The following is a 21242-nucleotide window of genomic DNA, read 5'->3' on the forward strand; positions in this document are numbered from 1 at the left end:
TCGCCACAAAAGCTCGTTTCGGCGTCAACAGGTATTGTTGATTCGTTAGCCCCCTTCCTATACTCAACCCGCTTACCCAGCCCCGCCCGAACCCCGTGCCTACCCCGCACCCGGCCGGTTCCGGCCAGACCATCGGCAAAATCCGCATCAGCCCTGGGACTGTTCCTACCCGAAACAGCGACGGGATACCCGCCCACATCCCTGGGTGTTCGACCATAATAATTCGCTCCAACGGAGCACATGACTGTCAGGGATAACCGCATGACGACCGCTACCTGCAATGAGGCTGTGCCTGCCCAGCCGACCAACTCGGCCACTCGCGTGGCCACCGCGAGTTTCATCGGCACTGCCATCGAGTTCTACGACTTCTACGTCTATGCCACGGCGGCGGCCCTGGTGATCGGGCCGGTGTTCTTCCCACAAACCTCAGGCACGGCACAGATGCTGTCGTCCTTCCTGACGTTCGGCATCGCCTTCCTCGCCCGTCCGCTGGGTTCTGCGTTGTTCGGCCATTTCGGCGACCGGATCGGCCGCAAGTCGACGCTGGTAGCCTCCCTGCTGCTGATGGGCGTGTGCACCACGCTCATTGGCGTGCTGCCCGGTTACGCCAGTATTGGCGCCTGGGCGCCGATCCTGTTGTGCCTGCTGCGTTTCGGCCAGGGCCTGGGATTGGGGGGTGAATGGGGCGGCGCGGCGTTGCTCGCCACCGAGAACGCCCCCAAAGGCAAGCGCGCCTGGTTCGGCATGTTCCCGCAACTGGGGCCCTCCATCGGCTTCCTGGCGGCCAACGGACTGTTCCTGACCCTGGCCATGAGCCTGGACGACGAGCAATTTCGTGACTGGGGCTGGCGGATTCCGTTCCTGCTCAGTGCCGTGCTGGTGATCGTCGGCCTCTACGTGCGGCTCAAGCTCCATGAAACCCCGGTGTTCGCCAATGCCATGGCCCGCCAGGAGCGGGTCAAGGTGCCGTTGGTCGAGCTGTTCAGCCAATACTGGGCGCCGACCTTGCTGGGCGCCGCGGCGATGGTGGTGTGTTACGCGCTGTTCTACATCTCGACGGTATTTTCCCTGAGCTACGGCGTGTCCACCCTCGGCTACAGCCGCGAGACATTCCTGGGCCTGCTGTGCTTTGCCGTACTGTTCATGGCCGCCGCTACGCCGTTGTCCGCCTGGGCCAGCGACCGCTACGGCCGCAAACCGATCTTGATCATCGGCGGCCTGCTGGCGATTGCCTCGGGTTTCCTCATGGAACCGTTGCTGACCCACGGTACGACCGGCGGCGTGGCGCTGTTCCTGTGCATCGAGCTGTTCCTGATGGGGGTGACCTTCGCCCCCATGGGCGCCTTGCTACCGGAACTGTTTCCGACCCACGTACGCTACACCGGCGCCTCGGCGGCCTACAACCTGGGCGGTATCGTCGGCGCCTCGGCCGCACCGTTCTTCGCCCAGAAACTGGTGGCGATGGGCGGTTTGAGCTATGTCGGAGGCTATGTTTCGGCGGCCGCGCTGCTCAGCGTCATCGCCGTGCTGTGCCTGAAGGAAACGCGCCACAACGACTTGAACCGGGTCGCCTGACGCGCCTCCCCGTAGGAGCTGCCGCAGGCTGCGATCTTTTGATCTTTCACTTGAGACTCAAGCGTCAGAGGAAAGATCGCAGCCTCGCTTCGCTCGGCAGCTCCTACGGGGTAAAACCGGCCAATGAAATAACCGTTAACAATCGCCCACCATTGAAACCACCCCCCACCTGCCCCATCTAAGACCCATACCCCATTGCGCAGGTGCCCCATGAGCGACCAGCACTCTACTGAAGCCACTAACGACTACGCTGATTCCGAACACATCGAACACACTTCCTCCGGCACCGGCCTGGCGCTGCCCGGCCAGAACCTGCCGGACAAGGTCTACATCATCCCCATCCACAATCGCCCCTTCTTCCCGGCCCAGGTGTTGCCGGTCATCGTCAACGAAGAACCGTGGGCCGAGACCCTGGAACTGGTGGCCAAGTCCGATCATCACTCCCTGGCGCTGTTCTTCATGGACACGCCCCAGGAAGACCCGCGCCATTTCGACACCTCGAAACTGCCGCTGTACGGCACGCTGGTGAAGGTCCATCACGCCAGCCGGGAAGGCGGCAAGCTGCAATTCGTCGCCCAGGGCCTGACCCGCGTGCGCATCCGCACCTGGCTCAAGCACCATCGCCCACCGTACCTGGTGGAAGTCGAATACCCGCATCAGCCAAGCGAGCCAACCGACGAGGTCAAGGCCTACGGCATGGCGCTGATCAACGCGATCAAGGAACTGCTGCCGCTCAATCCGCTGTACAGCGAAGAGCTGAAGAACTACCTCAACCGCTTCAGCCCCAACGACCCTTCGCCGCTGACCGACTTCGCCGCCGCGCTCACCTCCGCCACCGGCAATGAGCTGCAGGAAGTGCTCGACTGCGTGCCCATGCTCAAACGCATGGAAAAAGTGCTGCCGATGCTGCGCAAGGAAGTCGAAGTGGCGCGGTTGCAGAAAGAGATTTCCGCCGAGGTCAACAACAAGATCGGCGAACACCAGCGCCAGTTCTTCCTCAAGGAACAGCTCAAGGTCATCCAGCAGGAGCTGGGGCTGACCAAGGACGACCGCAGCGCCGACATCGAACAATTCGAACAGCGGCTGGAAGGCAAAGTGCTGTCAGCCCAGGCGCAGAAGCGTATCGAAGAGGAGATGAACAAACTCTCCATCCTGGAAACCGGCTCGCCGGAATACGCCGTCACCCGCAATTACCTGGATTGGGCGACCTCGGTGCCGTGGGGCGTGTATGGCCAGGACAAACTCGACCTCAAGCATGCGCGCAAGGTGCTCGACCAGCACCACGCCGGCCTGGACGACATCAAGGACCGCATCCTCGAGTTCCTCGCCGTCGGCGCCTACAAAGGTGAGATCAGCGGCTCCATCGTGCTACTGGTGGGCCCGCCGGGCGTGGGCAAGACCAGCGTCGGCAAGTCCATCGCCGAATCCCTGGGCCGGCCGTTCTACCGCTTCAGCGTCGGCGGCATGCGCGATGAAGCCGAGATCAAGGGCCATCGACGCACCTACATCGGTGCCCAGCCGGGCAAGCTGGTGCAGGCGCTCAAGGATGTCGAAGTGATGAACCCGGTGATCATGCTCGACGAAATCGACAAGATGGGCCAGAGCTACCAGGGCGACCCGGCCTCGGCCTTGCTGGAGACCCTCGATCCGGAACAGAACGTCGAATTCCTCGACCACTACCTGGATCTGCGCCTGGACCTGTCGAAAGTGCTCTTCGTGTGCACCGCCAACACCCTGGACTCGATCCCCGGCCCGTTGCTGGACCGGATGGAAGTGATCCGCCTGTCGGGCTACATCACTGAAGAAAAAGTCGCCATCGCCAAACGGCACCTGTGGCCCAAGCAACTGGCCAAGGCGGGTGTGTCCAAGGGCAGCCTGAGCATCAACGACAGCGCCCTCAAGGCCCTGATCGACGGTTACGCCCGTGAGGCCGGGGTGCGACAGTTGGAGAAACAACTAGGCAAACTGGTGCGCAAGGCGGTGATGAAGCTGATCGACGACCCGAAAGCGGTGATCAAGCTTGGGCCGAAGGACCTCGAGGCCTCCTTGGGCAAGCCCGTGTTCCGCAACGAGCAGGTGTTGTCCGGCATCGGCGTGATTACCGGCCTGGCCTGGACCAGCATGGGCGGCGCGACCTTGCCGATCGAAGCCACGCGCATCCACACCCTCAATCGCGGCTTCAAGCTGACCGGGCAACTGGGAGAGGTGATGAAGGAGTCGGCGGAGATCGCCCACAGCTACGTCAGCTCGCACCTGAAGCAATTCGGCGGCGATCCGAAGTTCTTTGACGAGGCCTTCGTTCACCTGCACGTACCGGAAGGTGCCACACCCAAGGACGGCCCGAGCGCCGGCGTGACCATGGCCAGTGCCTTGCTGTCCCTGGCCCGCAACCAGCCGCCGAAAAAAGGCGTGGCCATGACCGGCGAACTGACCCTCACCGGGCACGTCCTGCCGATTGGCGGCGTACGCGAGAAGGTCATCGCGGCGCGCCGGCAGAAAATCAACGAACTGATCCTGCCGGAAGCCAACCGGGGCAACTTCGAAGAATTGCCGGACTACCTCAAGGAAGGGGTGACGGTGCACTTTGCCAAGCGGTTTGCGGATGTGGCGAAGGTGTTGTTCTGAGCATCTTGTAGCGCCTGCACGGGCCTCATCGCGAGCAAGCTCGCTCCCACAAGGTTTGGTGTGGATCACAAATGCTGTGAACACCACAAATCCCCCTGTGGGAGCGAGCTTGCTCGCGATGGCGCCATCAGCAACAACACATCCCCACCTGACACACCCAGTAGCATCTTCGGTTATGCTCGCCGTTCGTCGTGAATGCCGGAGCCTTTGCCCATATGTCCCTCACTCGCCTGCTCGTCCCCCTCAGCCTCGCCCTGCTGAGCGCCTGCGCCACGCAAACCAGCAACAACGTGACCGTGGAAAAACTGAGCCAGTGCCCGGTAAGGCTCAATAACGGACAAAACCTGATCCTGAGCCTGCCCAGCAACCCCAGCACCGGTTATCGCTGGGCGATCCAGGATTCGGCCGGTGGCGTGTTGAAGGGCTTGGGGCCGGAGGTTTATCTCAATCCGGAAGACGCCGGCATCGTTGGCGCCGCGGGGGTCTCGACCTGGCGCTTCCAGGCGTTCAGCGCCGGCACCGGGCGCTTGCGCCTGACTTATCAACAGCCTTGGGCGCCGGAAGTGCCGCCCGTGGAAACCTTTGACTGCGCCATCGCGGTGAACTGACCGTGGGTTGGCTGATCCTCGCACTGATGGGTGCGGCCACCTACCTGTACGGCGTGGCCATGCATGCCACGCTGCTGTGCCTGCTGGTCAAGCCCATGCCGGTGCTGGCCTTGCTCGGCTGGCTGCACGATGCGCCGCCCAGCGAATATCGGCGCTGGATCAGCCTCGGGCTGATTTTCTCGCTGGTGGGCGATGTGTTGCTGGCCTGGCCGGGGGACCTGTTCGTGTTCGGCCTTGGCGCGTTTCTGCTGGCGCACCTGGCCTACCTGAAAGCCTACCTCAGCGACTGCCGCCGACCGGCGCTGCTGCCCTTGGCCCTGGCCTTGGGCATCGGCGCGGTGCTCCTGGCAATCCTGGTGTCGAGCGGTCTCGGGCCGTTGCTGGTGCCAGTGGTGATCTACGGCCTGGTCATCAGCGCCATGCTCTGGCGGGCGTTGGCACGGCTGGGCACCCACGTGCCCAAGCGTTCGGCGTGGCTGGCCGCCGCCGGGGCACTTGCGTTTGTGTTTTCCGACAGCCTCATCGGCATCAACCGGTTCGTGCACCCCTTCCATGCCGCGCCTTACCTGATCATCGTCAGCTATTGGCTGGGCCAATGGGGCATTACAGCGTCGGCGTTCGCCCGAAAGCCATACTGAGCCAAATAATGTGGGAACGAGCTTGCTTGCGATAGCGGTCTGTCAGTCAACATTATGGCCGGCTGAACCATCGTCATCGCGAGCAAGCTCGCTCCCACTGGTTTTTTGGTTAAAATGCCGGCCTTTTCACCACCCATGCCGCTGGAACCGCCGTGAGCAAAGACCCTGATCGCCTATTCGCCCAACCCCTGGCCCAAGTGCCGGACTTCGCCTTCAACGAGGACGTAGTGCGGGTGTTTCCGGACATGATCAAGCGTTCGGTGCCAGGTTATCCGACCATCGTCGAAAACCTCGGCGTGCTCGCCGCGCAATTCGCCCAGCCGGGCAGCGTGCTCTACGATCTCGGCTCGTCCCTGGGCGCGGTGACCCAGGCCCTGCGCCGTCATGTGCGCACTGATGGTTGCCGGGTGATCGCGGTGGATAACTCAGCGGCCATGGTTGAGCGCTGCCGTGAATACCTCAACGGCCAGGACTCGATGTTCCAGGAGCTGCTGCCGGTGGAAGTGATCGAAGGCGACATCCTCGCCCTGACGTTCCAGCCAGCCTCGGTGGTGGCACTGAATTTCACCCTGCAATTCATCGCGCCGGACCAGCGCACCGCACTGTTGAGCCGCATCCGTCAGGCCCTGCTGCCGGGTGGCGCCCTGATCCTGTCGGAAAAATTGCGTTTCAACGATGCAGAGGAACACACCCTGCTCACCGACCTGCACGTGGCGTTCAAGCGCGCCAACGGCTACAGCGAGCTGGAGATTGCCCAGAAACGCAGCGCCATCGAAAACGTCATGAAGCCCGACAGTCTCGAAGAGCACCGCGAGCGCCTCTTGGCGGCTGGCTTCTCGAAAGTCGTGCCGTGGTTCCAGTGTCTTAACTTCGCCTCGTTGATTGCCCTGCCATGATCGATCTGTCCCCCCTCGCCCGCCATCTGGCCGGCACGCCCCTGGCCGATTGGGCCGCGACGCTGCAGACGCAACTCGACAGCAAGATGGAAAAGGGCCACGGCGACCTGGAGCGTTGGCAAAGCGCCCTCGATGCGCTGCCGGTTTTGCAACCCACCACCGTCGACCTACTGAATGGCCTGACCCTCGACGCCGATTGTTCCGACGAAACCCGTGGACAAATGCGTGCCGCGTTGATGGGCCTGTCACCCTGGCGCAAAGGGCCTTTCGACCTGTTCGGCGTGCACGTGGACACCGAATGGCGCTCGGACTGGAAGTGGTCGCGGGTGGCGCCGCACCTGGATCTTGCGGGCAAGCGCATCCTCGACGTGGGCTGCGGCAACGGTTATTACATGTGGCGCATGCTCGGCGCCGGGGCGGACACGGTGATCGGCGTCGACCCCAACTGGTTGTTCTTCTGCCAGTTCCAGGCGGTACAGCGCTACCTGTCGCAGCCCAACGCCTGGCATTTGCCGTTCCCCTTCGAAGCCCTGCCAGCGGAACTGGAAGGCTTCGACACAGTGTTTTCCATGGGCGTGTTCTACCATCGCCGCTCGCCGATCGAACACTTGCTCGCCTTGAAGGACTGCCTGGTCAAGGGCGGCGAACTGGTGCTGGAAACCCTGGTGATCGAAGGCGACGAACACCAGGTGCTGGTACCCGAGGACCGCTACGCGCAGATGCGCAACGTGTGGTTCCTGCCGTCGGTCCCGGCCCTGGAACGCTGGCTGCGCCGCGCTGGGTTCAGCGACGTGCGTTGCGTGGACGTGAGCCTGACGACCGTGGAAGAACAGCGCAGCACCGAGTGGATGAAGTATCAGTCATTGAGTGATTTCCTCGACCCCGCCGACCACAGCAAGACCATCGAAGGGCTGCCGGCGCCGATGCGGGCGGTGATTGTGGCACGTAAATAAATCGCCCAACCACCACAAGCCCCCTGTGGGAGCGAGCTTGCTCGCGATGACGGCCGGACATTCAACAGACATGTTGCCTGACAGACCGCTATCGCGCTCCCACAGGGGATCAGTCTGAAGACTTGGCTCTTCGGGCCTTGAAGAACTCACTCAACACCGTACTGCATTCCTCGGCCAGCACCCCGCCCTCGAACATCACCCGATGGTTCAGGAAACCCTGGCTGAAAAACTGCCCCTGGCTCTGCACGATGCCAGCCTTGGGCTCCAGGGCGCCGTAGACGACCCGGGCGATGCGCGAGTGGACGATGAGGCCGGCGCACATGCTGCACGGTTCCAACGTCACGTAGAGGGTGCTGCCGGGCAGGCGATAGTTGCTCACCGCCTGGGCAGCGGCGCGGATGGCGACCATTTCCGCGTGGGCGCTGGGGTCGTGGCCGCTGATCGGGCAGTTGAAGCCGCGCCCGATGATCTCGCCGTCCTGCACCAGCACCGCGCCCACCGGCACTTCCCCCAGGGCGGCGCCTTGGGCGGCGAGGGCCAGGGCTTCGCGCATGAAGTCCTGGTCACGACTGCGGTCGATGATCCGGGCGGGGCGAATCTGGCGCATCACGCCACCTCGATGGCGGCCATCAGGCCGGTTTCCATGTGGTCGATCACATGGCAGTGGAACATCCACACCCCTGGATTATCCGCCACCAGCGCCACCTGCGCCCGTTCGTTCTTGCCCAGCAAGTAAGTGTCAGTGAAATATGGCACGACCTTGTGCCGGTTCGACGCGATCACCTTGAAGCTCATGCCGTGCAAATGGATCGGATGCTGGTACTGGGTCATGTTCTTCAGTTCGAAAATGTAGCTCTGGCCTTTCTTCAGGGTGGCGATCGGCCGGTCGGCGCAGGTCTTGTCGGTGATGTCCCAGGCCTTGCCGTTGATCTGCCACAGGCTTGGCGGCTTGCCGTTGTCGACATTGACCGACACCGAGCCGACCCATTCGAAATTGAAGTTGAGTTTCTCGGCATTGGCCAGGTCCGGTTCGGACACCGGGTTGGCTGGCAATGCCGGCGGCCACTGGGTCGGTGCGTCACTGTTGGGCACCGAACGCAAGGTGCCCAGGCGCACCGGGCCATTGCGCAACGACAATTCTTCACCGGCCGGCGGCGCCTTGATCGCCAGGCAAATGCGCATGCCCGGGCCCAGCCAGTATTCCTTGCCCAGCGGACGCGGTTCGATGGGATTGCCGTCCAGCGCATAGATCTGCGCTTCAACGCCTGGGATGTTGATACGGTAAGTCAGGGTGTTGTCGAGGTTGAGCAAACGCACCCGGGTGATCTGCCCGGCCGGCAGATCGATCACCGCCTGCGGCACGCCGTTGATGGTCGCCAACCGCCCGGCCGTGCCGCCACGGGCCGCCTCGCGGGGAATGCTGAACGCGACGAACTCGCCCTGCTCATCCACATGCCAGCTCTTGAGGCTCAGGGTCTGTTCGTACTTGAAGCCGGTGGGCTCACGCTCTTCGATGATCAACGGTCCCACCAGCCCACGGCCGAGTTCTTCGCTGCTGTTGACGTGGGGGTGGTACCAGTAACTGCCAGCGTCCGGCACGCGGAATTTGTAGTCGAAATATTCGCCCGGCAGCACCGGCAGTTGCGAGACATACGGCACGCCGTCCATCTCCAGCGGCAAACGGATACCGTGCCAGTGGATGGTGGTGGCGACCGGCAGGTGATTGATGAAACGCACCCGCAACCATTCGCCCTGGCGCACCCGCAGCTCGGTGCCCGGCGCCGAGGGGCCGAAGGCCCAGGCCTGGGTCTTGTGCCCGGCCACCAGCTCCACGTCCAGGGGCGCCGCGATGAGTTCATAGTCGTGACCGGCCTCGGCGTCCGCCCGCTTGCCCAGCCAGTACCGCGACGCACCGCCTGCACCCACACCAACGACAACAAGACCGGCCAGGCCACCGAGTATTTGGCGACGGGTAAAGGACATGAACGCAACCACCTATTGAATCCGCGCGAACCGTTGGGCCCGCAAAAGGCGAATACGATACACCCGCAGATGAGAAACAGTAAGGCCAGCGAAAATGAAAAAAACAAAATGAAAAATGCCCTGGGGAGGTTATCCACAGGGCATTTTCGTGCACTCCGAGACAAGCCTTTTCGACAGGATCAGTCTATTCGCTGGTTACGTATTGCTGTGCCGCGGCGTGAAGAAGGCCAACGCCGCTGCAACGATGAACAACGCGGGCACGTCGCCCACCAGATGGCCGACGTGGCTTGTCCCGTCCATCTCGACGCCGAAGGACTGCACGGCCATGATCGCACCGTGCACGACGCTCGACCACACGGTGAACCAGATCAGGCTCAAATGTTTCATCGGATCGCGCGACGCCATCAGCAGGAACACGCCGAGGGTCGCGTAGATGCCGACGATCATCAGCGGATACTGGGAATGGCCGCTGTGCCACGCCCAGCCGGACGGCCACAGGATCATCAGCGGCCAGATCGCGAATATGGCGATCAGACCGACTACGATCAAAACGATGCGCAAGGCGGCGAGCCGTTGGGTGTCGTTCATGGCGGGCTCCTTATTGCGGCGGATTGCCGTAACTGGATGCCCGTGAGTATAGAACGCTCCCCGGTGTGTATCCCGTCAACCGATACCGTCAGTCGTCTTGACGGTTCAGGCCGGCATGCCCGTAATCAGATGCACCACACCGTGCTCCAGTGTCATCACCCCTGCCACCCCGGCCGCGCTCAACCCTGGCCGGTCGATCCGTGCCACGTCCCGCAACTCCACCCGCAGCCGCGTCAGCGCTACGGGTTGATGGTGCTTGAGGTTATCCGCGCCACCCAGCGCGGCGACGATGGCCGGTGACAGCTCATCAACCGCTGTCGCTGGCCTGGGCTCTTCCGGTACCAGGTCCGGGGTCAGGGCTTTCCAGAATGCCTGTTGCAGTTTGTCTAACATGTTCAATTCTCCATGGCCAGGGTGGCCGGACTGGCCGTGGGTGAATGAATACGCAAGAGATCGCGCACTTGCTCGGCGCTTTCCTGGGCCAAGGCCTGTTGGGCCAGCGTGCGGCATTCGCTCAGATCCCATTCACGCACGCAGGCCTTGATGGCCGGAATCAGCGGCACGCTGACCGATAGCTCATCCACGCCAAGCCCCAGCAACACCGGTACCGCCAAGGTTTCCGATGCCAGCGCGCCACACACTCCGACCCATTTGCCATGGGCGTGAGCGGCCTCGACCGTCCGGGCGATCAGGCGCAGCACCGACGGATGCAGGCCATCGGCCTGGCTGGCCAAGCGCGGGTGGTCGCGGTCCATGGCCAAGGTGTACTGGGTCAAGTCGTTGGTCCCGATGGAGAAGAAATCCACTTCGGGAGCAAACAGGTCGGCCATCAGCGCCGCCGCCGGCACTTCGATCATGATGCCCAGCTTCGGCGCTTGCGGCAGGCCCAGGTTGCGCACCTCTTCGTCCAACATCTGCCGCACCAGCCGCAACTCCGACAGCTGCGTGACCATTGGCAGCATGATGTGCAGCCGCGTCAGCCCCGAACAGGCGAGAATTGCCCGGAACTGTTCGCGCAATAACTGAGGTCGCTCCAGGCACAGGCGAATACCACGCATGCCCAGGAACGGATTGGCCTCGTGGGCCATCGGCACATAGGCCAGCGGCTTGTCCCCGCCCACGTCCAGGGTACGCACCACCAGATTACGCTCAGCTCCCAGGGCCCGGGCGACGGCGCCATACAGGAGCGCTTGCTCGTCGTGTCCCGGTGGGTGGGCGCGATCCAGGTAAAGCAGTTCGGAGCGCAACAGCCCCACCCCATCGCCCCCCAGGGTCATGGCCTGCTCCACGTCCCGAAGCGAGCCGACATTGGCAGTGATCTCGACTCGATGACCGTCAAGGGTACGGGCCGCCAGGGCCGATTGCTCGAGGTCGCGCCGCTGCCGTCGCAACTGTCGGTCACGGGAGGCCTGGAGTTGCTCAATCCGCGCCGCGTCTGGATTCAAATGCAGTTCTCCGCTGTCGGCATCCAGCAACACCGGGGTGCCGTTGGCGAGGGTCAATACCTGCTCAGGCACGCCACACAACGACGGCAGGCCCAGCGCACGGGCCAGGATCGCCACATGGCTGGTAGCACCGCCACCCACCGTGACGAAACCGGCGATTCGCGAGGTGTCCAGGTTGGCGGTCTGGGACGGCGTCAACTGCGCGGTCACCAGGATCGACTGCTCGGGCAGATCCCAGGCGTGGTCCCGTACGCCGAGGATCAGCTTAAGGACCCGATGCCCGACATCGGACAGATCCATCGCGCGCTCGGCCAGCAGGACACTGCCCGACTGCTGGAACTGCGTGGCGGTCGCCTCGGTCGCGGTTTTCCAGGCAAAGGCCGCACTCTTGCCTTCGACGATCAAATCCCGAGCCTGCTCCAGCAAGGTGGGGTCTTCCAGCAGCTCCTGATGCGCGGCAAAAATCTGGGCCTGGACACTGCCTGCACTCTCGCTCTGCAACGCCTTCAATGCCTGGTTCGCCTGGTTCAACGCCTGGTCCAGAAGGGCCTGCTCGGTCTCGATTCCCGCGCCTGGCTCTTGCACTTCCAACGTATGGGTCGCGATCTGCACCACCACACCCGACACCGAGCCCGGCGAGGCACACACGCCTTGCCAGCGCTCAGGCGTGGGCGATTCGACGCACATGGGCACTTCTGGCGTCGGCTGCGCCTGGACGGATTCACCGCAGCCCGCCAACAATAGTTGCGTCAGTGCCTCGAGCGCCTGTTCGGCCTGTGGACCGGCGGCACTGAGCTGCAAACTGTCGCCCTTGACCGTCTGCAACGCCATGATCGCCACCAGGGATTTGGCATTGGCGCTGGCCTGCTGTTTGTGCAGGCAGATGTTCGCATCAAAGCCTTTGGCCGCCTGGGCGAACACCGCAGCGGGACGCGCATGCAGACCGCTGTCATTAGGCAGGATCAGCGGCTTGGAAAACAGCACCGAGCCCTGTTGCGTCTGCGTGTCCTGCCCTGGCGTCCCTTGACTCACCTGCAGCAACGGCTGACCGCTTTCCACCCAGGACGACTGGGCCGGTATCAGGCTGAAGTCTTCGCCAGTGACCACCAGCATCAACGTCAATAGACTGCGCGCGTGCAAGGCGATGTAGTCGGCATCGAAATCGATCAGCGGTTGCCCGACCTCGACTCGTTGACCTATTTCTACTCGGGAAGTAAAGCCCTTGCCCGCCAGGTTCACCGTGTCCAGGCCGATGTGCATCAACACCTGAACACCGTTGTCACTGGTGACACTCACTGCGTGGGCGCTGTCCTGGAGCGTGCCGACGACACCGGAGAGCGGCGCACAAAGGGTCTGCGAAGTCGGATCGATACAGATTCCATCCCCCACGACACGGTTGGAAAAGACCGGATCAGGCACGTTGTCCAAGGGCATCAAGACCCCGGACAACGGTGCGAGCAATTGCAAAGGTTGCGTTGTGTTCATGACTTCACCTGCTGCTGTCTGTTCTTTTGGCATCGCGGGCAGAGCGCATCCACCGACCCGCGTCACACGGGTCATTTCCACCAGTACTCAACCTGCACGCCCACGTTGGAACCATGCCGCGTGCCGCCAAATGCGCCGGTGTCGGACAGCGCCGAACCGGCCGCCAGTTCATTGGCTGCGCGCTGGGCCGCCGCGTTCCAGCTGGCGTAGGTGTAATACAGTCGTATTTCCGGGCGGGCCCAGAATTCCGGGCCCTTGGGCGACCAGGTAGGGGCAAAGGTGAATTTGCTCAGCTTGCGTGTTCCATCGCTGGCCTGCACTTGGTCATGGCCCAGTTCCGCCACCAACTTGAACTGATCGGTGATGGCATAGGCCGGCCGAACCCCCAACGACAGCCAGTCCTGATCGGCGCCATCAGGGCGAATGTCCTTCTGGTACACCGCCTGCACTTGCCCGCCGAAACGCGGCGTGACCTGCCAATCGAAAAACTCCACCAGACGATAGCTCTTGTTGCTGTCGTCCAGTCCGGTATCGCCGGTATAACCCAGTCCGGTGCCGGGCCCCTCACCGTATTGCAAGGCCAGTTTATTCTTGCCACCCAGGAAGTCCTGCTGCACATGCTGGGCGGTCAAGGCCCAGCCGCGATGGGCATCACGACGATTCGCCTGATCGATGAAGCTTACGCCGAACTCCAGCTCGCCACCGGGGTTGGTATCGAAGCCGCCCACGTTGAAATCATGCCGGTTGACTGGGTCTTTCTGGTACAGGTTGTCCTTGCGCGAAAAGGCGTAGCTGTATTTCAGCCCGCCGATCAACACATCCTCGATTCCGGCCCCAGTGGCGCTCTGGTTCCAGTAGTAGAAATCGGAAATATGGATGTCGTTACGCTTGTAGTAACGCCGACCGGCCCATAGCGAGCCTCCGTTCAGGCTGGGCATGTTCGACCACTGGGCATACATCTGCGGCATCCGCGCCGCGCCGTTTTCGCCCTGGAACGTCGGCGTGCGGTCGTAGCGGTTGTACAGCGACGCCATGCCATCCACGCTCAGTACCGAACCGTCGTCGAGGGTGAAAAGATCCTGGCGCAGCTCCAGTTCGCCATATTGTTCGCACTCGTTGCCCAATCGGTATTTGCTTTGTGCCCCGGGCAACTGGAAACAGGATTGGGAGCGGCCATTGGTGGCGCTGCCGACGCCACTGCGCAGGTAGCCGGAGAACTCCAAGGCCTGGGCCGGGAATGGCAACGCCAGGCAGATACAAGACACCGCAAGTCCACGATTTATTGTTGTTTTCATATGCCGCTCCTTCTTTTTTATTGTTTTTTGATGCACTTCAATCGTCCTTCGCCCGCCAACGAATGGGCGATAAAGGGCACACGGTGCGTCGAGCGCAACGTGATCGCTATCAGGCAATGCCTGGGTCAGAAATGACGTTTATTCAGTCGCTCAGGTGCAGCACGAACGACTCGTAGGGGCGTAGGAACAATCGTCGCTCACGGTGTTGGCGGTCGTAGTTGCCGATCACCCAGCGTTGCTTCGTGTCGCCGGAGAGAATCCCTTCGGGCAACTGGACTTCGCAGTCGCCACCGTAAAAGTGGCTGACGACCAGCAGGCGTTCGCCCTGCCCTTCGCGCAGGTACGCCCACACCTGGGGATGCTCGGGCAGCAGCAGGCGATAGACCCCGTCCTGGATCAAGGCTTCGCTGCGACGCAGGGCAATCAAGCGACGGTAGTAATGCAGTACCGAGGTCGGGTCTTGCAGTTGCTGCTCGACATTGATGAAGGCCGCGTTGGCGGGTACGTCGATCCAGGGTTCGGCACGGCTGAAACCCGTGTTCGGCCCGGCAGTCCATTGCATCGGCGTGCGCCCGTTGTCCCGGGACTTTTGCATGATCGGCGCCATGGCCTCGGCTTCAAGCACTCCGGCGTTGCGCTTGAGGCGGTAGATGTTCAGGGTTTCCACATCGCGGTACTGATCGATGTGATCGAAGCCCGGATTGGTCATCCCCAGCTCCTCGCCCTGGTACACGAAAGGCGTGCCTTGGAGAAAGTGCAACGCGGTAGCAAGCATCTTCGCCGAGACCACCCGATACTTTCCGTCTTGCCCGAAACGCGACACCACCCGCGGCTGATCATGGTTACACCAGAACAGTGCGTTCCAGCCGCCACCGGCCTGCATGCCGGTCTGCCAGTCGGACAAAATGCGCTTGAGCTCTAAAAAGTCGAAGTCGGCCCGCACCCACTTTTGCAGGTTCGGGTAATCCACTTTCAAATGATGGAAGTTGAAGGTCATCGACAACTCCCGTGATTCCGGGCACGAGTAACGAACGCAGTGCTCAAGGTTGGTGGACGACATCTCGCCAACGTTGATCAGGTCGAAGCCTTCGAAGACTTCCCGGTGCATGTCCTGCAGATAGCGGTGTACGTTCGGGCCATCGGTATAGAAACGTCGGCCATCGGTGTGATCGTCAGGAAAGTCGGCCGGCTTGGAGATCAGGTTGATCACATCGAGACGGAAGCCCCCCACGCCCTTGTCCCGCCAGAAGCGCATCATCTTGAACACTTCGGCGCGCACCTGCGGGTTGTCCCAATTCAGATCGGCCTGAGTGTGGTCGAACAGGTGCAAGTAATACTGGCCGGTCTGTGCTTCGTACTCCCAGGCAGAACCACCGAATTTGGATTCCCAACTGTTGGGCTGGTCGCGCCAGATATAGAAATCGCGGTACGGGTTGTCGAGGCTGCTGCGAGCAGCCTGGAACCAGGGATGCTCGATGGACGTGTGGTTGACGACGATATCGAGCATCAGCTTGATGTCGCGCCTGTTGGCTTCGGCGATCAACAACTCGCAATCGGCCATGGTGCCGTAGCTGGGGTCAATGGTGTAGTAATCGCTGATGTCGTAGCCGTTGTCCCGTTGCGGGGAACGCAGGAACGGGGTGAGCCACAGGTAATCGACTCCCAGCCAGTGCAGGTAGTCGAGCTTGTCCACGACGCCCAGCAAATCACCGGTGGCCTGGCCGCCGTGGCTGTAGAAACTCTTTGGATAAATCTGGTAGATCACTGAGCGTTGCCAGTCTTGCATGGCGAGATTCCTTCAATCTGTTGGGTGCTGGCCCGCAGGTTTCATTGCAGGCAGCCCGGCTATATGGAGGTCAGGCGACGCGATACCCGGGCCGGACGATCTTCATGCTCAACGCGCAGGTCAGGGCAAAGGGCACGCTCATGGCGATGACCATGCCGATCACGAACATGGGTATGGCGTCGGGAATGATCGAAATGAAACCCGGCAAGCCCCCCACGCCAATGGCTGAGGCCTTGATCTTGTTCAACGAGAGGAAAATGCAGCCCAGGGCCGAACCGGCCAAGGCGCAATAAAAGGGGAATTTGTAGCGCAGGTTGACCCCGAACATCGCCGGTTCCGTGATGCCGAAGTAAGCGGAAATCGCCGAGGTGGACGCCATGCTCTTGTCCCGGGCATTGCGGGTCATGTAGAACACCGCCAGCGCCGCGCTACCCTGGGCCAGGTTGGACATGACGATCATTGGCCAGATAAAGGTCCCGCCCTGGGTCGAGATCAACTGAAGGTCCACCGCCAGGAACATGTGGTGCATGCCGGTGACTACCAGCGGCGCATAGAGCAGGCCGAAAATCACCCCGCCAATCACCGGCGCCAGGTCGAACAGCGCCACCATGCCTTCGGTGATCAGGATCCCGAGGTGCCGGGTAACCGGCCCGATGATGGCGAGGGCCAGCACCCCGGTGACCACAATGGTGGTGATGGGAATCACCAGCAGCTGGATGGCGTTGGGCACCCTGGCACGCAACCACTTCTCGATCACGCTCATGACATAGGCCGCCAGCAGGATCGGCAGGATCTGCCCTTGGTAGCCGACTTTTTCGATCCGGAACCAGCCGAAGATATCGAAATAGGGCAGGCTCTGGCCGTCCAGCCCCGCCACGGCCTTGCCGTAGTTCCAGGCGTTGAGCAGGTCCGGGTGAACCAGCATCAGGCCCAGCACGATGCCGAGAATTTCACTGCCGCCAAAACGCTTGGCCGCCGACCATCCCACCAGGGCCGGCAGAAAGACGAAGGAGGTGTTGGCCATCAGGTTGATCAGGCTCCAGACACCGTCCAGGTTCGGATACGCGTCGAGCAACGTCTGGCCGGCAATGAACATGCCCTTGGCCCCCAGCAGATTGTTGACGCCCATCAATAGGCCGGCGATCACCAAGGCGGGCAGGATCGGCATGAACACGTCGGAAAGCACCCGTACCAGGCGCTGCATGCCGTTGCCCTTCTGCGCGCCCTGGCGCTTGACGTCGGCAATGGTCGCGGCGGCCAGGCCCGTCAGCTCCCGCAGGGCGGCGTAGACCTTTTCCACTTCGCCCGGGCCGATGACTACCTGGAACAGCCCGCCGGTAAAAAACGAGCCCTTGACCAGGTCGACCTGGTTCAGCGTGGCGCTGTTCACCCGGGCGGCGTCCTTGAGGGACAGGCGCAGGCGCGTCACGCAATGGGCTGCTTGCTCGATATTGTCGACGCCACCGAGGCTTTGCAGCAGCTCACTGGCGATTTTGGAGTAGTCGTGGCTCATGCTTTTTTTCTTCCGCGTCATTCTTGTTATTGAGAGTCGACAGCACGTGGAAGGGAAAGTACTCGTCTGTACGAGTTAAATCAACAACTCGTACAGACGAGTCTTGAAATTGTTTATGATGCCCCCTGACAAAACGGGAAGCGTCCTACGCTCCTCTCATCAAATAATGACAGCCGAATGGACAAATCCCCCACTTGGCCCTTAAGGTTCCGCCCCGGTGAACAGCGCGGTACAGAGCCCTCTCCATGAGTAAATACAACCGGATCTACAACGATCTGCTGACCAGCATTACCACCGAACGCCTGGAGCGTGGCGCCCGCTTGCCTTCGGAAACCGAACTGATGGACAGCTACCAGGCCAGTCGAGGCACCGTGCGCAAGGCCATCGAACAGCTTCAGGAACGTGGTTTTGCCCAGAAGATCCACGGCAAGGGCACCTTCGTGCTGTCGACCTCCCCCATCGAATTCCAGCTCGGCGGCATCGTCAGCTTCCAGGAGACGTACCCGCGCCTGGGCGACGACGTCAGCACCGATGTGGTCGAATTCAGCCAGATGCCCCTGGAAGGTGCCCTGCTCGAGCACATCAAGGCACCCGCCGGCAGCCAGGTGACGCGCATCAAGCGGGTACGACGAATCGACGGCAAACGGGTGATCCTGGACATCAACCATTTCGTCAGCGATGTGATCCCCGGCCTGACCCGCGACATCGCCGAGCGCTCGATCTACGCCTTCATCGAACAGACCCTGCTGCTGCAAATCGCCTATGCCCAGCGCACCATCGAAGCGGTTCGCTGCGGCAAGGACGACCAGCAACACCTGGACCTCGACGGCCAAAGCCACGTCATCGTGGTCAGCAACCAGACCTTTCTCCAGGACGGCCGACAGTTCGAGTACACCGAATCACGGCACACCCTGGATAAGTTTTATTTTTCGGATGTGGCGCGGCGCTGAAGTCGTGTGAATCCCCGGTCAGCGACGCCACAAGCATGTCACCCAACCAAAGCTTCCAGCCCCTTGAAAGGCAAGCCCGGTAACCGCCGGCCTTCTTTCGCAACGTTGACCTGCAAGGCCACCTGGGCCACGTCCAACACGTTCTTGGTCAGCGAATAGCTGCCCTTGGCCTGTAGCCAGGTCAGAACGTCTGCCAAGTGCCAGATAGACGCACTCCCCTCGTGCACGGGCGTCGGGAAGCTGCCCGGATGAGCCAACATCAGCTTGCGCATGTTTTGCCGAGATACACCGACGATCTCGGCTACGTCGGTCAGCCCGACTAAATCAGGCGCTACCTCGATCAGTCTGGCCGATGGCACGGCGCGGCGAACGTCGCCCAGTGCACTAAGCACAGCCTCAACCGCATCAGGCGCATCGCGAGTGAACTCAAGCGCCAGCCGCCCCGGCTGCCCGATGCCTACCAAGGCATCGTCGCAGCCCGCTTCACCCAGCCGCTCGACCAGTTCATCCAGCGCGCAGCCATCGTCAGCAAGCTGATATTTCAAGGTAAAGGTAAATTCCATTGTTCTATTCCTTAGCATCGTAATCCGCATCGCGCCGATTGCGATGCGTCGAGCAATTGTCCACGACGCGTCGCAACGCTCGCGCATGGTTGCCAGGATTCTTCGGCGTGCTCCATATCGATGTGATGCAGAACTCGCCACAACGGCACTCCACGTCGTTGTACGGGCAATAAACCCGTCCCCAGGCGTGACCGCCGCCAACTTCTATGCGCCACCCGCGCCCTTCGGCATGCCTGAGCGCGTCTTCGATCTCTTTCTTCGGGTGCGTTGGACGAATCATCCGTGATCTCCAGTATTCGCACGACCCGCAGAGTTGTCAAATGACAACCTTCCCTTCTTTCGAACAGCCGCACTCGGCAACGTCTCAGAAAGCCAAAATTGATCGGCATGCGACAAGTCTCCGTGAACCATGCCGGTGAAATACCCATAGGGCTGCAGCCGATGATAAGCGCTTCCTGGTGCGCTCCAAGGCGGGTAATCGTAGCGAAAGGTGACGGCACCACCCTCCCAACACTGCCACGGTATGTAGGCGCGATTGGCAGTCGCGAAGCATAGGCAATGTATTTATGCACGGCTGGTTTACCGAAAGACCGCTTCCGTAAGCCCTTGCGACTCAACCCACAGCCTCGCAGCGACGCTCGTGTCCAGTGCTTGCGCAGGAACCTTGGCAATGGCCGGATAGCCGCGTATTTCGCTGAGCCTGTCCGGGCCGTAATAGACACCGCCTTGAGCCTGCGGTGAGGTCGCGGCGAAGAGGGTCGGCAACGCCCCCTGCGCTGCCGGCTGGAACAGGAACCACATGTAGCGACGAGCCATACCCGGAACGCTCCATGCACCGGCGCCATTGGGCAACAGATCGGTGCGCGAAATGCCCGGATGGGCAGCGACGCTCTGGATGCCCCAGCCAGCAGCATCGCTGCGGCGTTGCAATTCAAGGGCGAACATCAGGCAAGCGAGTTTCGATTGGCTGTAAACCGGCATCGGCTTGTAGCTGCGCTGAGCTTGCAGATCATCGAAGTTGATCGTGCCACTTCGGGCGGCGACGCTTGAAAGACTGACCACCCGTGGCTTGTTGCCCTTGCGCAGCAGCGGCAGCAGTTGGGCAGTCAAGGCGAAGTGACCCAGGTAGTTCGTGCCGAACTGCAACTCGAATCCGTCGCAAGTCACCTCACGCTTCGGCGGCGCCATCACAGCCGCGTTGTTGATCAGCAAGTCCAGGCTGTCGCGCGAACTCCGCAGGCTCTCGCCAAACGCCTCGATGGATTCGAGGCTGGCGAGATCCAGTGCCGCGAAAGTCACATTCGCGCCGGGAACACTTTGGCGAATCTGATCGACTGCTGCGGCGCCTTTCGACGGATTTCGACCGGCGATGATGACATTCGCACCGGCACGGGCCAACGCCAGCGCGTCTTGGAATCCAAGGCCGCCAGTACCGGTGACGACCGCCGTACGGCCGCGTTGGGAAGGGATGTCGGAAACTGTCCAGTGGGTCATGATGCTTGCCTGCCGAGAAGTTGAAATGCACACTAGGTGCATATAAATATGCACCTAGTGCTAAAACTTAATGCACTCAGTGCAACAATGCAATAGGCCATCGAATGTCAGAAACCTTCCCTCCCGCAGGTGAAGCCCCCACAGAAGGCTTGCGGGAACGCAAACGCCGCGAAACACGCCAGCGCATCGCCGAGGCCGGCCAGCGCTTGTTCCTCGCCAACGGTTACGACGGCACAACGCTGGACACCATCGCGGCAGCGGCTGGCATCTCGCGCCGCACGTTTTTCTCGTACTTCAAATCGAAGGACGACATCATCTTGTTCTGGCAGGACGCCGATTCGGCCAGGTTGATTGCCGATCTGCTGAAGACATCGCCCGACGTACCGCCACTCGATGCTGTTCGCGATGTGATGGTCAAGCACATCGCGCGCTATACGACCGAGCAGATGACAGCCGTGGACAATCTCATGCGTTCGAGCGAATCGCTGCTTGCGCGCAAGCAGGCGTACTACGCGCAACAGGAACAAGCGCTGTTCAACACGCTGTGCGAGGTCTGGCGGCAACCTGAGCGGCGGTTGGCCCTTCGGATGGTGGCCGTGGTGTCCGTCGGTGCGATGAGACTCGCGCTTCAGGCGTGGCGGGATCAGACTGGCCAGCGAAAGCCGGTGGCCAAGTTCCTGCAGGACGCCTTTGACAGTTTGAGAACAGAGCTTTGACTGTAGCGACGGGGCGTTTGCGGGTGGACATTGATACCGGACGCGACAGAACTGCCGCGTCCGGTTCGGGAAAAGCCTCGGCGTACGCCGGGGCCATGCTGCGAGGTCACGCGGCCAGTGTTCAGCCAG

General features: G+C 61.7%; 19 protein-coding genes. 8 read left to right on the top strand and 11 right to left on the bottom strand.

The window, feature by feature from the left end; genetic code table 11:
* Positions 1-261 precede the first annotated feature (261 nt).
* The 6 genes from BM317_RS09425 (at position 262) to cmoB (ending at position 7295) form a co-directional block, all read left to right on the top strand.
* Positions 262-1575 carry an MFS transporter gene (locus BM317_RS09425; RefSeq protein WP_092474070.1) on the top strand — a complete coding sequence of 438 codons (1314 nt, stop codon included), beginning with the start codon at positions 262-264 and terminating at the stop codon, positions 1573-1575.
* Positions 1576-1785: 210 nt separating this feature from the next.
* The gene (gene lon, locus BM317_RS09430) at positions 1786-4200 is read left to right on the top strand and encodes an endopeptidase La (RefSeq protein WP_092165735.1); all 2415 of its coding nucleotides are present in this window, start codon (positions 1786-1788) and stop codon (positions 4198-4200) included.
* Between the two features lie 215 nt (positions 4201-4415).
* On the top strand, positions 4416-4808 hold the full coding sequence (locus BM317_RS09435) for a protease inhibitor I42 family protein (RefSeq protein WP_092474072.1): 393 nt from the start codon (positions 4416-4418) through the stop codon (positions 4806-4808).
* A gap of 2 nt (positions 4809-4810) precedes the next feature.
* Entirely contained in the window at positions 4811-5446 is a 636-nt protein-coding gene (locus tag BM317_RS09440; RefSeq protein WP_092165733.1) for a lysoplasmalogenase, read from the top strand.
* Positions 5447-5598: 152 nt separating this feature from the next.
* Positions 5599-6342, top strand: coding sequence for a carboxy-S-adenosyl-L-methionine synthase CmoA (gene cmoA / locus BM317_RS09445; RefSeq protein ID WP_092165731.1), 744 nt, complete (start codon positions 5599-5601; stop codon positions 6340-6342).
* Positions 6339-7295 carry a tRNA 5-methoxyuridine(34)/uridine 5-oxyacetic acid(34) synthase CmoB gene (gene cmoB / locus BM317_RS09450; protein WP_092165729.1) on the top strand — a complete coding sequence of 319 codons (957 nt, stop codon included), beginning with the start codon at positions 6339-6341 and terminating at the stop codon, positions 7293-7295. The genes cmoA and cmoB overlap by 4 nt, the downstream gene beginning before the upstream one ends.
* A gap of 109 nt (positions 7296-7404) precedes the next feature.
* On the opposite strand, the gene tadA is transcribed toward cmoB, so the two are convergent.
* The 8 genes from tadA to treP all read right to left on the bottom strand — a co-directional run bounded on the left by tadA (position 7405) and on the right by treP (position 17390).
* Positions 7405-7902, bottom strand: coding sequence for a tRNA adenosine(34) deaminase TadA (gene tadA / locus BM317_RS09455; protein WP_060739067.1), 498 nt, complete (start codon positions 7900-7902; stop codon positions 7405-7407).
* Positions 7902-9278, bottom strand: a complete 1377-nt coding sequence (locus BM317_RS09460) for a multicopper oxidase family protein (protein ID WP_072408147.1) — start codon at positions 9276-9278, stop codon at positions 7902-7904. The genes tadA and BM317_RS09460 overlap by 1 nt, the downstream gene beginning before the upstream one ends.
* A 195-nt stretch (positions 9279-9473) precedes the next feature.
* The gene (locus BM317_RS09465) at positions 9474-9866 is read right to left on the bottom strand and encodes a DUF6632 domain-containing protein (protein ID WP_092165727.1); all 393 of its coding nucleotides are present in this window, start codon (positions 9864-9866) and stop codon (positions 9474-9476) included.
* A gap of 105 nt (positions 9867-9971) precedes the next feature.
* On the bottom strand, positions 9972-10259 hold the full coding sequence (locus tag BM317_RS09470; RefSeq protein ID WP_092474075.1) for a PTS sugar transporter subunit IIB: 288 nt from the start codon (positions 10257-10259) through the stop codon (positions 9972-9974).
* 2 nt (positions 10260-10261) lie between these two features.
* Entirely contained in the window at positions 10262-12796 is a 2535-nt protein-coding gene (ptsP, locus tag BM317_RS09475; protein ID WP_092474077.1) for a phosphoenolpyruvate--protein phosphotransferase, read from the bottom strand.
* A 71-nt stretch (positions 12797-12867) separates the two neighbouring features.
* The gene (locus tag BM317_RS09480) at positions 12868-14091 is read right to left on the bottom strand and encodes a maltoporin (RefSeq protein WP_092165721.1); all 1224 of its coding nucleotides are present in this window, start codon (positions 14089-14091) and stop codon (positions 12868-12870) included.
* A gap of 142 nt (positions 14092-14233) precedes the next feature.
* Positions 14234-15877, bottom strand: a complete 1644-nt coding sequence (gene treC, locus BM317_RS09485; protein WP_092474079.1) for an alpha,alpha-phosphotrehalase — start codon at positions 15875-15877, stop codon at positions 14234-14236.
* Positions 15878-15947: 70 nt separating this feature from the next.
* Complete coding sequence (gene treP, locus BM317_RS09490; RefSeq protein ID WP_092165717.1) at positions 15948-17390, bottom strand: PTS system trehalose-specific EIIBC component; 1443 nt, start codon at positions 17388-17390, stop codon at positions 15948-15950.
* Positions 17391-17635: 245 nt separating this feature from the next.
* Between treP and treR the strand changes: the two genes are divergently transcribed.
* Entirely contained in the window at positions 17636-18340 is a 705-nt protein-coding gene (treR, locus tag BM317_RS09495; protein ID WP_092165715.1) for a trehalose operon repressor, read from the top strand.
* 38 nt (positions 18341-18378) lie between these two features.
* On the opposite strand, the gene BM317_RS09500 is transcribed toward treR, so the two are convergent.
* The 3 genes from BM317_RS09500 to BM317_RS09510 form a co-directional block, all read right to left on the bottom strand.
* Positions 18379-18903: a helix-turn-helix transcriptional regulator gene (locus BM317_RS09500; RefSeq protein WP_092165713.1), complete on the bottom strand. Its 525-nt coding sequence runs from the start codon at positions 18901-18903 to the stop codon at positions 18379-18381.
* A 4-nt stretch (positions 18904-18907) separates the two neighbouring features.
* Complete coding sequence (locus BM317_RS09505) at positions 18908-19183, bottom strand: hypothetical protein (RefSeq protein ID WP_092474081.1); 276 nt, start codon at positions 19181-19183, stop codon at positions 18908-18910.
* Positions 19184-19482: 299 nt separating this feature from the next.
* Entirely contained in the window at positions 19483-20397 is a 915-nt protein-coding gene (locus tag BM317_RS09510; RefSeq protein WP_092165709.1) for an SDR family oxidoreductase, read from the bottom strand.
* Between the two features lie 104 nt (positions 20398-20501).
* On the opposite strand from BM317_RS09510, the gene BM317_RS09515 reads away from it, so the two are divergent.
* A complete protein-coding gene (locus BM317_RS09515) occupies positions 20502-21113 on the top strand; it encodes a TetR/AcrR family transcriptional regulator (protein WP_092474083.1) in 612 nt (203 codons plus the stop codon).
* Positions 21114-21242 lie beyond the last annotated feature (129 nt).

The organism is Pseudomonas sp. NFACC24-1 (assembly GCF_900115235.1).
Classification (GTDB): domain Bacteria; phylum Pseudomonadota; class Gammaproteobacteria; order Pseudomonadales; family Pseudomonadaceae; genus Aquipseudomonas; species Aquipseudomonas fluorescens_AA.